Origin of the sequence: Pseudomonas sp. CFBP2511 (genome assembly GCF_030209255.1) — a bacterium.
GTDB lineage: Bacteria > Pseudomonadota > Gammaproteobacteria > Pseudomonadales > Pseudomonadaceae > Aquipseudomonas > Aquipseudomonas avellanae.
Genome location: NZ_JARVSI010000002.1, coordinates 140,954 through 153,845, shown reverse-complemented (window position 1 = coordinate 153,845; position 12,892 = coordinate 140,954). Strand labels below are relative to the sequence as shown.

Genomic DNA, 12,892 nt, shown 5'->3' with positions numbered 1-12,892 from the left:
ATCCAGGCGGCCAGCCTACAGGCCAGCCTTGAGTGAAGCAGAAAGTGGTGCGCCGTATGACGGGCACGACAAATGCCCGAGACAGGCCTTGGACCACTTTCCTCGAAAAACTTTGCCGCATTCTGATTCAGAGACGGCCAATCAATCGTGCAGACGCAAAAAAGCCGGGAATTTCCCGGCTGCCGCATGATACACACGTTTCACCGTACGTTCACCCCACCGGGCGGTTTTGCCGCCCGGCGGGTGATTAATTACGGCTTGGCTTTTTCCATGTAGCGAAAGAATTCGCTGTCTGGATCAAGCACCATCACGTCACTCTTGTTCGCAAAGCTTTCGCGGTAGGCACGCAGGCTACGATAAAACGCGTAGAACTCCTGATCCTGACCGTAGGCCTTGGAATAGATCGCAGCAGCCTGGGCATCACCATCACCACGCGCCTCTTCAGACTCGCGATAGGCTTCTGCCAGCAACACACGGCGTTGACGATCGGCGTCGGCACGGATGCCTTCACCCAGCTCGTTACCCTTGGCACGGTGCTCGCGCGCTTCACGTTCACGCTCGGTACTCATCCGCTCGAAAACGCTGCGATTCACTTCCTTGGGCAGGTCGATGGCCTTGACCCGGACATCGAGTACTTCGATACCCAGCTCTTTCTCAGCCATGCGGTTCAGCGAACCCGTGATGTCAGCCATCAGTGCATCCCGCTCACCCGACACGACTTCATGCAGGGTGCGCTTGCCGAACTGGTCTCGCAGGCCGGATTCCAGACGACGCGACAGGCGCTCGTCGGCAATCTGCTTGAGGCCGGAAGTCGCAGTATAGAAACGCTCCGCATCCTTCACGCGCCATTTGGCATAGGCATCGACCATGACGGCTTTCTTTTCCAGCGTCAGAAAACGCTGGGTAGGCGCATCGAGCGTCAGCAGACGTCCGTCGAACTTGCGCACCTGGTTCACGTAAGGGACCTTCACATGCAGGCCCGGCTTGACGTCAGCCTGAACCACCTTGCCGAACTGCAGCAAAACCGCACGCTCGGTCTGGGACACTATGTAGAAGCTGTTCCAGGCAACGACTGCCAGTACCACACCAACAATAAGGGTGATCAGCGATTTATTGCTCATCAGCGAGTCTCCCTTGTACGCACTTCACCGCGCTGCTGAGTATCGGCCGCTCGCGCGGCAGCATCAGTATTGGACTGAGATGGCGTGCCGGTAGCCGAGCCATTGCCGGTAGTGCTGCGGCTGCTTTCGATCATCTTGTCGAGCGGGAGGTAAAGCAGGTTGTTCTGCCCTTTGTCACCGGTCACGAGAACCTTGCTGGTGTTGCTGAAGACTTCCTGCATGGTGTCCAGATACAGACGCTGGCGAGTGACTTCAGGCGCCTTGCGGTATTCGGCGACCAGTTTGGTAAAGCGGTCAGCCTCACCCTTGGCGCGCGAAACCACTTCATCACGGTAGCCGTTGGCATCTTCGAGGATGCGCTGAGCCTGACCGCGGGCTTCCGGAATGACACCGTTGGCGTAGCTTTCAGCCTGGTTGCGTGAACGTTGCTCGTCTTCACGGGCGCGGATCACGTCATCGAACGCTTCCTGAACTTCGCGTGGCGCGGCAGCGCTCTGCACGTTTACCTGAGTAACGGTGATACCGGTGCCGTAGGTATCGAGGAAACGTTGCAGACGCTCCTTGATTTCGCTGGCCATCAGTTCACGGCCTTCAGTCAGTACCTGATCCATCGCAGTGGAACCCACGACGTGGCGCAGCGCACTTTCAGTCGCGTGCTGCAGGCTGATTTCAGGCTGATCGACGTTCAGGACGAAAGCTTCCAGATTGCTGATCTTGTACTGCACGGTCAGTGGCACTTCAACGATGTTCTCGTCTTCGGTGAGCATCTGGCCCTGCTTGCTGTAGGCACGTTCGCGAGTCACGTTTTCCATGTACTTGCGATCGAACGGCGGGAAGTAGATGTTAAGGCCCGGCCCCACGGTTTCGTGGTACTGGCCAAAACGCAACACGACAGCCTGTTCTTGCTCATCGACAACATAGATAGCGCTGTAGAGCCAGAACGCGACGAGCACGACCAGGCCAATGCCGAGCAGACCAAAGCCACCGCCCTTGCCTGAACCACCGCCATTGCCGCTGCCGCCATCGCTGCCACGTTTGTTACCGCCGCCGAACAACCCCTTCAGGCTTTCCTGCAGCTTACGGAAGGCCTCGTCGAGATCAGGTGGCCCCTTGCGGTCGCCGCCACGGCGTTTTCCACCCCAGGGATCTTGATTATTCGAGTTGCCACCCGGCTCATTCCAAGCCATAGCGCTCTCCATCTGATAAAGCAAAGACGCGCCCGCGGCGCGCCGGCCAATGCTACAGAATGCTCGAGAAAGCCGTACAACGGCTTTCTCGCGCTTTTATTGCAAAGTGTGTTGTTCGATGAACTCCAGCGGCTGCAATCCTTCGCGACTCACCAGACGATTGAGTTCAACGCGCGGCAATCGCACCGCCAACACGCTGGCACCGCCCTCATCATGCGTTTCGCTCTGCACCGCACCCAGTTCAAAAAACTGGGCACGCAGCCGGGCAAGACTTTGAGGCAAAAGCAGCGTGCCGACAAACAGGTCGTCGCCGAGCAATTCGGCAATAGCCTGCTTGAGCAGGTCCAGCCCTCGACCATCACGGGCAGAGACCCAGACACGCTGCGGTTTGCCATCGGCATCGCGCTGTATCTGAGGCTCAACGCCTTCAAGCAGATCGAGTTTGTTATAGACCTCGAGGATCGGCAAGCCCTCGGCACCGATCTCACCGAGCACAGCCATAACCTGCTCGATCTGCGACATGCGGTCAGGCTCGTGCGAGTCGATCACATGCAGCAGTAAATCGGAGTTGCTCGATTCTTCAAGTGTCGCCCGAAAGGCTTCTACCAGTTTGTGCGGCAGATGGCGAATGAAGCCCACTGTGTCAGCCAGTACGATCGGCCCAAGGTCGTTGAGTTGCAGACGACGCAGGGTTGGATCGAGGGTCGCAAACAGCTGATCGGCGGCGAACACGTCCGAATCGGTGACCGAGTTGAAAAGCGTCGATTTGCCGGCGTTGGTATAACCCACCAGTGAAACCGAAGGAATGTCGGCGCGCCGACGTCCGCGACGTGCCTGGTCCCGCTGACTGCGGACCTTCTCCAGGCGCCCCTTGATCTGCCGCAGGCGAACCCGCAGAAGACGACGGTCGGTTTCGAGCTGGGTTTCACCCGGACCGCGCAGGCCGATACCACCTTTCTGTCGCTCAAGGTGAGTCCAGCCACGGACCAGACGGGTACTCATGTGCTCAAGCTGAGCCAGTTCGACCTGCAGCTTGCCTTCGTGAGTACGCGCTCGCTGCGCAAAGATATCGAGGATCAGACCCGTGCGATCAAGCACGCGACACTCGAAAACACGTTCGAGGTTACGTTCCTGACTGGGCGTGAGGGTGTGATTGAAGATAACGAGATCGGCCTGTTCGGCCTTGACCTGGTCGCGAAGTTCCTCGACCTTGCCAGAGCCAATCAGGTATTTGGCCGAAGGCCGATGACGCGGCACGTTGATAAACGCAACGGTATCAGCACCTGCCGATATGGCCAGCTCCTGAAACTCCTGCGGATCTTCGCGCGCCTCAGGGTCCTGACCATCCAGATGAACGAGAATTGCGCGTTCACCACCACTGTGGCGCTCAAAGAACAAGGCAGACTCCTATCAGGCGTTACCTGGCTCGGCGTCAGCGCCGTCAGCGTCGGTAGCGCTAGGCAGGCGAATCGGGCGAACCGGTACGACGGTGGAAATAGCGTGTTTGTAGACCATCTGGCTGACAGTGTTTTTCAGCAAAATGACGAACTGGTCGAAAGACTCGATCGTTCCCTGCAGCTTGATACCGTTGACCAGGTAGATCGAGACGCCGACCTTCTCCTTTCGCAAGGTATTCAAGTAAGGGTCTTGTAGCGAATGCCCTTTTGACATGTGCCGCACTCCTTTAAGGATCAATAAAATAATAAATCGAATTCGATTGGCTTACCGGCCACCCCCCAAGGATAGACGGCTATTGCAGAGACTCAGCTCAATATGGAGACCGATCCCAGGTATTTCAAGGCGCGCGACAGATTGTCGCTGGCCAGGCTGTCCAACCAGTGCAGATCGTCCCAGCTACGTAGCCAGGTGAACTGCCTTTTGGCCAACTGGCGCGTTGCAATGATGCCGCGCTCCTGCATTTCTTCCCGCGTCAGCTTTCCATCCAGGTGATCCCAGACCTGGCGATAACCGACTGCTCTTATCGAGGGCAACCCGGCGTGCAGGTCGCCTCTTGAGCGTAATGCCAGTACTTCGTCCAGAAACCCCTGATCCAGCATTTGCTCGAAACGTAACGCGATGCGTTGATGCAACACCTTGCGATCAGCCGGAGCGATAGCAAGATTTGCGACAGTATAGGGCAATTGCTGACACCCTGATGCGGCCGCTTCGGTACTTTGCGCAGTTTGTTGCTCGCGGTGTGCGGTCATGCTCATTCCGCTCACCCGATAAACCTCCAGAGCCCTGATCAGTCGCTGTGGATCATTGGGGTGAATCCGTGCCGCCGAAACGGGGTCGACCACCGCCAGTTGATCATGCAACGACTGCCAGCCAAAGGCCTGCGCATCAGCTTCAAGCTGCGCCCGAACCGCTGTATTGGCCGCTGGCATATCCGCCAGCCCGTCCAATAGAGCCTTGAAATACAACATAGTGCCGCCGACCAGCAAAGGAATATTTCCGCGTGCGGTGATTTGCGCCATGGCGGCCAGTGCGTCACTGCGAAAGTCAGCGGCGGAGTAGCTTTGCGCGGGGTCGAGAATGTCGATCAGGCGGTGCGGGAATTCAGCCAGTTGCGCTTTCGACGGCTTGGCAGTGCCGATGTCCATGCCGCGATAGACCAGCGCCGAATCGACGCTGATCAGCTCGCAGGGCAGCACTTTGCTCAGTTCAATCGCAAGGTCGGTCTTGCCTGCCGCGGTAGGCCCCATGAGAAAGATGGCCGGAGGTAAAGCGTTCATTCATTGACCGCGCAGGAATAATTTGTCCAGGTCACTGAGACCCATCTGCGTCCAGGTAGGACGACCGTGGTTGCATTGTCCGCTGCGCTCGGTGTTTTCCATGTCGCGCAGCAGGCCGTTCATTTCCGGAATGGCCAGACGCCGATTGGCGCGAATAGCGCCGTGGCACGCCATCGTGCCGAGCAACTCGTTCATGTGCGCCTGCACCCGGTCGCTGGTGCCGTATTCCATCAGGTCGGCCAATACGTCACTGACCAGCCGATTGGCTTCGGCCTGCTTGAGCAACGCAGGAATCTGGCGAATCGCCAGGGTTTCCGGACCAAGCCGCTGAAGCTCGAAACCCAGGCGCTGGAACGTTGTGATGTGTTCTTCGGCGCAGTCCGCTTCGCGCTGGCTGACCGCAATGGACTCAGGCACCAGCAAGGGCTGGCCGCTCAGGCCTTCGTTGGCCATCGCAATTTTCAGGCGCTCATACATGATCCGCTCGTGAGCGGCATGCATGTCCACCAGCACCAGCCCGTGGGCGTTTTCAGCCAGAATGTAGATACCCTTGAGCTGCGCCAGTGCGTAGCCCAGCGGCGGAATGTCGCTGGGCGACTCAGGCAGCGCTGACGGCGTGGTGCCGGGCAGCGGCGCAAAAAACTCTCGATAGGCGCTCTGCGCTTCGGCAACCGGCACGCCCGTGGTGGGCCGTGGCGAATACTGATAGCCGCTGCCGGAACCGCCGCCCGCAGGCCTGGCGAAAGGCTCACCCTGGGGCTGCTCCAGCACATTGTTGGCCAGACGCATTTCGCCCTGCGGCCCGAACTCACCGGCGTCAGGCCCGGTCGGCCGAGGTTCGGCGGCGACCGGCACGCTGCCGCCCAATTGGTTTTCAGGGCGCACATCACCCAAAGCGCGGTGCAACGTGCCATACAGAAAGTCATGCACCATGCGCCCGTCACGGAAACGCACTTCGTGTTTGGTCGGGTGAACGTTGACGTCGACAGCCGCCGGGTCAACTTCAAAAAACAGCACGAACGTCGGATGACGGCCATTGAACAGCACATCGCGATACGCCTGACGCACCGCGTGGGCGACCAGTTTGTCGCGCACCGCACGGCCATTCACAAAGAAATATTGCAGATCAGCCTGGCTGCGCGAAAACGTCGGCAACCCGACCCAGCCCCACAGATGCAGGCCGTTGCGTTCGATCTCGATGGGCAGCGCCTGCTCCAGAAAGCCCGGCCCGCAAATGGCCGAGACGCGCCGCGCCCTGGCGGTGTCGTCATGGGCTTCGTGCAGGCTGAGCACGGTCTTGCCGTTGTGACGCAAATGAAAGGCGACATCGAAACGCGCCAGCGCCATGCGCTTGATCACTTCGTGCAGGTGATCGAATTCGGTTTTCTCGGCCTTGAGAAACTTGCGCCGTGCGGGCGTATTAAAGAACAGGTCGCGCACTTCCACAGACGTGCCCACCGGATGCGCAGCAGGCTGCACGCGCGCATCCATGTCGCGCCCTTCGGTCTCGACCTGCCAGGCCTGATCGGCGTCGCGGGTGCGCGAGGTCAGTGTCAGGCGCGCCACGGAGCTGATCGACGCCAGCGCCTCGCCGCGAAAACCCAGGCTCATGACCCGCTCAAGGTCTTCCAGGTCACGAATCTTGCTGGTCGCGTGTCGCGCCAGAGCCAGCGGCAGGTCGTCGGAGGAGATACCGCCGCCATCATCGCGCACTTTCAGCAGCTTGATGCCGGCCTGTTCGACATCGATATCAATGCGCCGAGCGCCAGAGTCGAGGCTGTTTTCCAGCAGTTCCTTGATCACCGAAGCCGGACGCTCGACCACCTCGCCCGCGGCAATCTGGTTGGCCAGACGCGGGCTGAGCAGTTCAATGCGTGCAGCGTTCAGGACAGTCTGCGCGTTATCGGCTTCGCTGCCGTCGAGGAGAAGATCGGTCATTACTGGGTCGCAACCTCGGCGCTCGGAATTCGCAGGTCCTGGCCGATTTTCAATTCATCGGTTTTCAGGTTATTGGCACTGCGCAGCGTGGCGATGTTCATGTCATAGCGCGCCGCGAGCATGGCCAGGGTTTCGCCGGAGCGCACCACATGGTTGCGCGCCCCCTGGGCCAGCTTGCCGGTGTCACGCAGCCAGGCAATATAGGTGCCCTGCGGCGGATTCTGCTGGAAGAACTGTTTCACGCCAGAGTTGATCGAACGCGCCAAGGCTTGCTGGTGCGACGCAGAAGAGAGCTTGTTAGCTTCATTAGCGTTGGAGATGAAGCCTGTTTCCACCAGAATCGACGGAATGTCCGGCGACTTGAGCACCATAAAGCCGGCCTGCTCGACGCGGGATTTGTGCAGCGAGGTCACTCGGCCAATGTTGCTCAACACTTTCTGGCCGACGTTCAGGCTGGAAGACAGCGAGGCGGTCATGGACAAGTCCAGCAACACACCGGCAAGCATACGGTCCTTGTCATCGAGGCTTACCGCACCGGCGCCCCCGATCAGGTCGGAACGGTTTTCACTGTCCGCCAGCCAGCGCGCGGTTTCAGACGTCGCGCCGCGATCAGACAGCGCGAACACCGACGCACCAAAGGCCGCCGTGGACGGCGCGGCGTCAGCGTGAATCGACACAAACAGGTCGGCGCCCTTGGAACGGGCGATCTCGGTGCGTTTGCGCAACGGAATAAAGTAGTCGCCGGTCCTTGTCAGCTCGGCGCGGTAGCCTTTTTCAGCATTGACCTGACGCTGCAACTCCTTGGCGATCGAAAGCACCACGTTCTTTTCTTTCTGCCCCGCGCCACCCGAGGCCCCCGGGTCCTCACCGCCGTGCCCGGCATCGATCACGATCACGATGTCGCGCTTGCCGTTAGGCACCGGCGTCAGTTTGATTTCAGGCTTGGCCGGGCTGACCGGAACCGCTGGCGCAGTATTGGCGGCGGTATCGGGGATAACCGGCGTCGGATTGGCGTCGGCGGCGCTGTCGAACAGGTCAACCACCAGACGGTTACCGTATTGCTGGTTCGGCGCGAGCGTGAAGCTTTTAGGGGTCACGGCCTTTTTCAGGTCGATGACCACGCGCAGATCGGTAGGCGTGCGCTGAGCAGAACGCATGCTGCTGATCGGCGTATTGGCGGTCGACACGTTCAGCGGACCACCCAAAGTAGCGCCATTGATGTCGATCACCAGACGATCAGGCGACGTCAGGGTAAATACGCTGTGCTGGACAGGCCCGGACAGGTCGAACACCAGACGCGTGTTATCCGGCGCTCGCCATAAGCGGACACTTCGTACTTGCGTAGCGGCAACCGCCTCGACAGCCAGGGCCATCAACAGCAGACCAACTACAGTAACCAGCGCGCGCATGCGCATACCTAACCCCATATCTATTTGAATTCCAAAGCCAAAGTGGCACACCAGCGCTCACCACGCGAGCCCAGCGGGCTCAATATCACGGACCGACCTTCACCGTGCGGCCCAATGGTAATGGTCAGGTCAGGCTTTGGCAAAAAGCCTGCACCACGCTGGGGCCATTCAATCAGGCAAAGTGCATCGTCATCGAAGTAATCGCGTGCGCCCATGTACTCGAGCTCTTCAGGATCGACCAGCCGATACAGGTCGAAGTGAAACACGCGTATTGCACCGATTTCGTAAGGCTCGACCAGCGTGAACGTCGGGCTCTTGACAGCCCCGGCATGCCCGAACCCGCGAATCATGCCCCGCGAAAGGGTGGTTTTTCCGGCGCCCAGATCGCCGTCCAGAAAGATCACGCCTGCGCCCTCGGTGACCTGCGCAAGGCGTGCACCAAAACTCATCATTGCCTCTTCGCCAACCACATGCAGCGTTAAATCAGACACGGTTGCAGCTCCTCCAATAACTGACGAATGGCGGGAATAATATCGCTGGCAGCCAGCCCGCGACCGGATTCACCCACTTCCTGACCGGCGCTGGCGTGCAGCCACACGGCCAGACAGGCAGCATCGAATGGCGTCAGGTGCTGCGCCATCAGCGCGCCGATCAACCCGGCCAGCACATCGCCGAGCCCCGCAGTGGCCATCGCCGGGTGCCCATGATTGCACAGGGCCAGCCGCCCGTCGGCATCGGCAATCAGGCTGCCCGAGCCCTTGAGTACACAAACGGTATTGAATTTACGGGCCAGCGCCCGTACAGCGGCAGGGCGATCGGCCTGAATGTCCTTGATACCGACACCCAGCAAACGCGCGGCTTCGCCCGGATGCGGAGTGATGACGCTGTTTTTCGGCAGGCTCACCTGCCCGGCCGCCAGCATATTCAGCGCATCGGCGTCCCAGACCTGCGGCCGGTCGGCGTTGGCGGCAGCCGACAACAGGCTGCGCCCCCAACTGCCCTGCCCCATGCCAGGCCCGACCACCAGCACGCTGGCCGGCTCGATCAACGCCATCAACTGGTTTGCCGAGCGAATGGCCGCGCTCATGATTTCCGGCATGCGTGTCAGGGCTGCCGGAACATGCTCGGCGCGGGTCGCCAGCGTGAGCATGCCCGCACCGCTGCGCAGGGCACTTTCAGCGCAGAGCAACGCCGCACCGCCAAAGCCGTGATCGCCACCGATAACCAGCACGCGCCCGAACAGACCTTTATGGGCTGTGCGCGGACGCGGTGCCAGATAAGGAAGGTTGTGCGCATCGAGACGCTTGGCGCTGGTGGGCGTCTGCGCAACCAGTGCCGGATCGGCCTGCAAATCGTCAAAAACCAGCTCGCCGACCAGATCTGCCGCATCGCCGGTCAGCAGCCCCAGCTTGAGGCCTATAAAGGTGACGGTCAGGTCGGCGCGCACTGTCGCACCTGATTTATGCCCGGTGTCGGCGCTCAGGCCCGAGGGAATGTCCACGGCTGCAACCGGCAGCCCGCTGGCATTGATCGCGTTAATGGCCGAAAGGAAGGGCTCGCGCACCTCGCCGTTGAGCCCAGTGCCAAGCAGGGCATCCAGCACCACTCCGGCCAGCGGCTGCCCGCCCCAGGCTTGCGTGTCAATACCCGAAGCCGCGGCGTGCGCGGACGCTGCATCGCCTGTCAGCCCAGCCGGATCACCGACGGCCAGCACGTTGACCTGCCAGCCCGCCTTGTGCGCCAGCGCGGCCACCAGATAACCGTCGCCGGCATTGTTGCCACGTCCGGCCAGCACCGTCAGTTGGTTCGCCTCGGGCCAGCGCCTGCGTATCGCGCGCCACGTGGCGTGGGCTGCACGCTGCATCAATTCCAGGCCTGGCGTACCGGCGGCAATCAGCCGGGCATCAAGGTCGCGGACCTGCGCCGCACTGTACAGCGCGTCGGGTAAATGAGGTTTAGTGTCGAACATGCGTCTATAGGCTCCGATGTCTGGCAGAATTATACGCACCTTGGTCCCGGTTTCTCTCTGCGCATGTCCGCTATTACTGCTCCACTCCCCACACTTGATGATCTTGCCACCCTTACCTTGTCGATCAAGGCGTGGGGGCGTGAGCTGGGCTTTCAGGAAGTAGGGATCAGCGGGCTTGACCTGGCAGAGCACGAGCAGCACTTGCAGCGCTGGCTTGACGCAGGCTATCACGGCGAAATGGACTATATGGCCGCCCACGGCAGCAAACGTTCCCACCCGGACGAACTGGTGCCGGGAACGTTGCGCGTGGTGTCGCTGCGCATGGACTATCTGCCCGGCGACACCGAAATGGCGCAACGCCTGACCGAGCCGGAAAAAGCCTATGTGTCCCGCTACGCCTTGGGCCGCGACTATCACAAGCTGATCCGCAAGCGCCTGCAACAACTGGCCGAGCGCATCCAGCAAGCTATCGGACCCTTTGGCTTTCGAGCGTTCGTGGACAGCGCGCCGGTGCTGGAAAAAGCCATTGCCGAGCAGGCAGGGCTGGGCTGGATCGGCAAGAACACACTAGTACTCAACCGTAAGGCCGGGAGCTTTTTCTTCCTCGGCGAGCTGTTTGTCGATATCCCGCTGCCGGTGGATGCACCTCACGCGACTGAACACTGCGGGCGCTGTACCGCCTGCCTGGACATCTGCCCGACGGCGGCCTTTGTCGGGCCTTATGTGCTGGATGCGCGACGGTGCATCTCCTACCTGACCATCGAGCTTAAAACCGCAATTCCCGAAGAGCTTCGCCCGCTGATTGGTAACAGGGTGTTTGGCTGTGACGATTGCCAGATCGTCTGCCCGTGGAACCGCTTCGCCCGCCCAACCGATCAAAGCGACTTCCAGCCACGCCATAACCTGGACAACGCCGGGCTGGCCGAGCTGTTTCTGTGGGATGAAGAAAAGTTTCTCGGCAGCACCGAAGGCTCGCCACTGCGCCGGGCGGGTTATGAGCGCTGGCTACGTAACCTGGCCGTAGGACTGGGCAACGCGCCGTCCACCATCCCGGTGATCGAAGCCCTCCAAGCACGGCGCGATTACCCGTCGGAGCTGGTCAGGGAACATGTGGAATGGGCGTTGCAGCGGCATGGCGTGGCGCCGCTTTAAATTGGCAGCGCGTGTGCTGGCCTCTTCGCGAGCAAGCTCGCACACAAGACTTGTGAGTAGTCCGCGTGGGCATGCAACTCTTAACCCACTGCGTCCTCTTCAGGGCTCGTCTTTATAGACGAACTTGGGCATTTCCCAGTGGAAGCGGATGGCCAGCAGGCGCAGCAGCAGGCCGCCAAACAGGGTGATCAGCACGGCCTGTTCGTTGGGCAACTGCAGGTACTGGCACAGCAGAAAACACCACGCGGCCAGAAACGACACGCTGGCGTACAGCTCGCGGCGGAAGATCAGCGGGATGTCATTGCAGAAGATGTCACGCAGGATGCCACCGAATACCCCGGTAATAACGCCGCACACCGACGCGATCACCAGACCATGTCCGGCTTCCAGTGCCGTCATGCAGCCGATCAATGTGAAGGCCACCAGCCCCAGTGCGTCGAGCACCAGAAACAGCGAGCGCAGGTGGCGCATCAGCGGTGCGATAAAGATCGTCACCAACGCCGCCACGCTGGTCAGCATCAGGTATTCCGGGTGCTTGACCCAAGTCAGCGGGTAATGACCGATCAGCACGTCACGCACCGAGCCACCGCCCAGCGCAGTCACGCAGGCGATCAGCACCACGCCGAACCAGTCCATCCCGCGACGCCCGGCAGACAGCGCGCCGGTCATGGCCTCAGCGGTGATGGCGATCAGATAAAGCATCAGCAACATGGCGGCGACTCTGCGACAAGGGCGCGCAGTCTAACCAGCGGCCCTGCGCACTGAAAGAGTGCAGCGAAGATTATTCACTGCACGCGCGCGTCGTGATCAAGGCTTGATGAAGTGCTCGCGATAGAAGCGCAACTCGGCGATCGACTCACGAATGTCGTCCAGCGCCAGATGTGTGCTGCCTTTCTTGAATTTCAGCTCCGGAGCCCAGCGTGCGGCCAGCTCCTTGAGGGTCGAGACGTCCAGGTTGCGGTAATGGAAGTAGTTTTCCAGTGTCGGCATGTGGCGATACAAAAAGCGGCGGTCCTGGCAGATGCTGTTGCCGCAGATCGGCGAACTGCGCTCCGGCACCCACAGCTTGATGAACGCCAGGGTCTGCGCCTCGGCGTCGGCCATGCTGATGGTGCTTTCACGCACACGCTGGGTCAGGCCCGAGCCGCCGTGTTGGCGAGTGTTCCACTCATCCATTTTTGCCAGCGTCTCATCGCTCTGGTGCACGGCGATCACCGGCCCTTCGGCCAGGGTGTTCAGCTCGCTGTCCGTAATGATTGTGGCCATTTCGATGATGACATCGGTATCAGGGTCCAGACCGGTCATTTCCAGATCGATCCAGATCAGGTTCTGCTTGTTCTGCATGTGTCGACTCCTCAGCGTAGGCGCGCAGTTTAGCTCA

12 protein-coding genes are annotated in these 12,892 nt (G+C 60.4%); 1 reads left to right on the top strand and 11 read right to left on the bottom strand.

The genetic code is table 11. From position 1 onward, the window contains the following. Positions 1–251 precede the first annotated feature (251 nt). The 9 genes from hflC to QRN38_RS01960 all read right to left on the bottom strand — a co-directional run bounded on the left by hflC (position 252) and on the right by QRN38_RS01960 (position 10,359). On the bottom strand, positions 252–1,121 hold the full coding sequence (hflC, locus tag QRN38_RS02000) for a protease modulator HflC (RefSeq protein ID WP_057417883.1): 870 nt from the start codon (positions 1,119–1,121) through the stop codon (positions 252–254). After that, positions 1,121–2,308, bottom strand: coding sequence for an FtsH protease activity modulator HflK (hflK, locus tag QRN38_RS01995; RefSeq protein WP_005763023.1), 1,188 nt, complete (start codon positions 2,306–2,308; stop codon positions 1,121–1,123). Before hflK ends, hflC begins: the two co-directional genes overlap by 1 nt. Before the next feature lie 96 nt (positions 2,309–2,404). Then, entirely contained in the window at positions 2,405–3,706 is a 1,302-nt protein-coding gene (gene hflX / locus QRN38_RS01990) for a ribosome rescue GTPase HflX (RefSeq protein WP_057417884.1), read from the bottom strand. 12 nt (positions 3,707–3,718) lie between these two features. Then, positions 3,719–3,979 (bottom strand): RNA chaperone Hfq, encoded by a 261-nt coding sequence (gene hfq, locus QRN38_RS01985; protein ID WP_002551819.1) that lies wholly within the window; start codon positions 3,977–3,979, stop codon positions 3,719–3,721. Positions 3,980–4,071: 92 nt separating this feature from the next. Further along, positions 4,072–5,043, bottom strand: coding sequence for a tRNA (adenosine(37)-N6)-dimethylallyltransferase MiaA (gene miaA, locus QRN38_RS01980; RefSeq protein WP_007244613.1), 972 nt, complete (start codon positions 5,041–5,043; stop codon positions 4,072–4,074). Next, entirely contained in the window at positions 5,044–6,981 is a 1,938-nt protein-coding gene (mutL, locus tag QRN38_RS01975; protein WP_007244612.1) for a DNA mismatch repair endonuclease MutL, read from the bottom strand. Next, positions 6,981–8,396, bottom strand: a complete 1,416-nt coding sequence (locus QRN38_RS01970) for an N-acetylmuramoyl-L-alanine amidase (protein ID WP_005763015.1) — start codon at positions 8,394–8,396, stop codon at positions 6,981–6,983. The genes mutL and QRN38_RS01970 overlap by 1 nt, the downstream gene beginning before the upstream one ends. Positions 8,397–8,410: 14 nt before the next feature. Then, on the bottom strand, positions 8,411–8,839 hold the full coding sequence (tsaE, locus tag QRN38_RS01965) for a tRNA (adenosine(37)-N6)-threonylcarbamoyltransferase complex ATPase subunit type 1 TsaE (protein WP_007244610.1): 429 nt from the start codon (positions 8,837–8,839) through the stop codon (positions 8,411–8,413). 29 nt (positions 8,840–8,868) lie between these two features. After that, a complete protein-coding gene (locus tag QRN38_RS01960) occupies positions 8,869–10,359 on the bottom strand; it encodes a bifunctional ADP-dependent NAD(P)H-hydrate dehydratase/NAD(P)H-hydrate epimerase (RefSeq protein ID WP_007244609.1) in 1,491 nt (496 codons plus the stop codon). Between the two features lie 63 nt (positions 10,360–10,422). On the opposite strand from QRN38_RS01960, the gene queG reads away from it, so the two are divergent. Continuing rightward, entirely contained in the window at positions 10,423–11,511 is a 1,089-nt protein-coding gene (gene queG, locus QRN38_RS01955; protein WP_007244608.1) for a tRNA epoxyqueuosine(34) reductase QueG, read from the top strand. A gap of 99 nt (positions 11,512–11,610) precedes the next feature. Here queG and QRN38_RS01950 read toward each other — a convergent pair whose 3' ends face one another. Continuing rightward, positions 11,611–12,222, bottom strand: a complete 612-nt coding sequence (locus tag QRN38_RS01950; RefSeq protein WP_003380698.1) for a trimeric intracellular cation channel family protein — start codon at positions 12,220–12,222, stop codon at positions 11,611–11,613. A 96-nt stretch (positions 12,223–12,318) separates the two neighbouring features. Then, a complete protein-coding gene (gene orn, locus QRN38_RS01945) occupies positions 12,319–12,855 on the bottom strand; it encodes an oligoribonuclease (protein WP_057417885.1) in 537 nt (178 codons plus the stop codon). Positions 12,856–12,892 lie beyond the last annotated feature (37 nt).

Bases quoted from the DNA above. Each gene is read 5' to 3' on its own strand.
- hflC (WP_057417883.1), bottom strand. From the start codon at position 1,121: ATGAGCAATAAATCGCTGATCACCCTTATTGTTGGTGTGGTACTGGCA.
- hflK (WP_005763023.1), bottom strand. From the start codon at position 2,308: ATGGCTTGGAATGAGCCGGGTGGCAACTCGAATAATCAAGATCCCTGG.
- hfq (WP_002551819.1), bottom strand. From the start codon at position 3,979: ATGTCAAAAGGGCATTCGCTACAAGACCCTTACTTGAATACCTTGCGA.
- miaA (WP_007244613.1), bottom strand. From the start codon at position 5,043: ATGAACGCTTTACCTCCGGCCATCTTTCTCATGGGGCCTACCGCGGCA.
- mutL (WP_007244612.1), bottom strand. From the start codon at position 6,981: ATGACCGATCTTCTCCTCGACGGCAGCGAAGCCGATAACGCGCAGACT.
- QRN38_RS01970 (WP_005763015.1), bottom strand. From the start codon at position 8,396: ATGCGCATGCGCGCGCTGGTTACTGTAGTTGGTCTGCTGTTGATGGCC.
- tsaE (WP_007244610.1), bottom strand. From the start codon at position 8,839: ATGAGTTTTGGTGCACGCCTTGCGCAGGTCACCGAGGGCGCAGGCGTG.
- QRN38_RS01960 (WP_007244609.1), bottom strand. From the start codon at position 10,359: ATGTTCGACACTAAACCTCATTTACCCGACGCGCTGTACAGTGCGGCG.
- queG (WP_007244608.1), top strand. From the start codon at position 10,423: ATGTCCGCTATTACTGCTCCACTCCCCACACTTGATGATCTTGCCACC.
- QRN38_RS01950 (WP_003380698.1), bottom strand. From the start codon at position 12,222: ATGTTGCTGATGCTTTATCTGATCGCCATCACCGCTGAGGCCATGACC.
- orn (WP_057417885.1), bottom strand. From the start codon at position 12,855: ATGCAGAACAAGCAGAACCTGATCTGGATCGATCTGGAAATGACCGGT.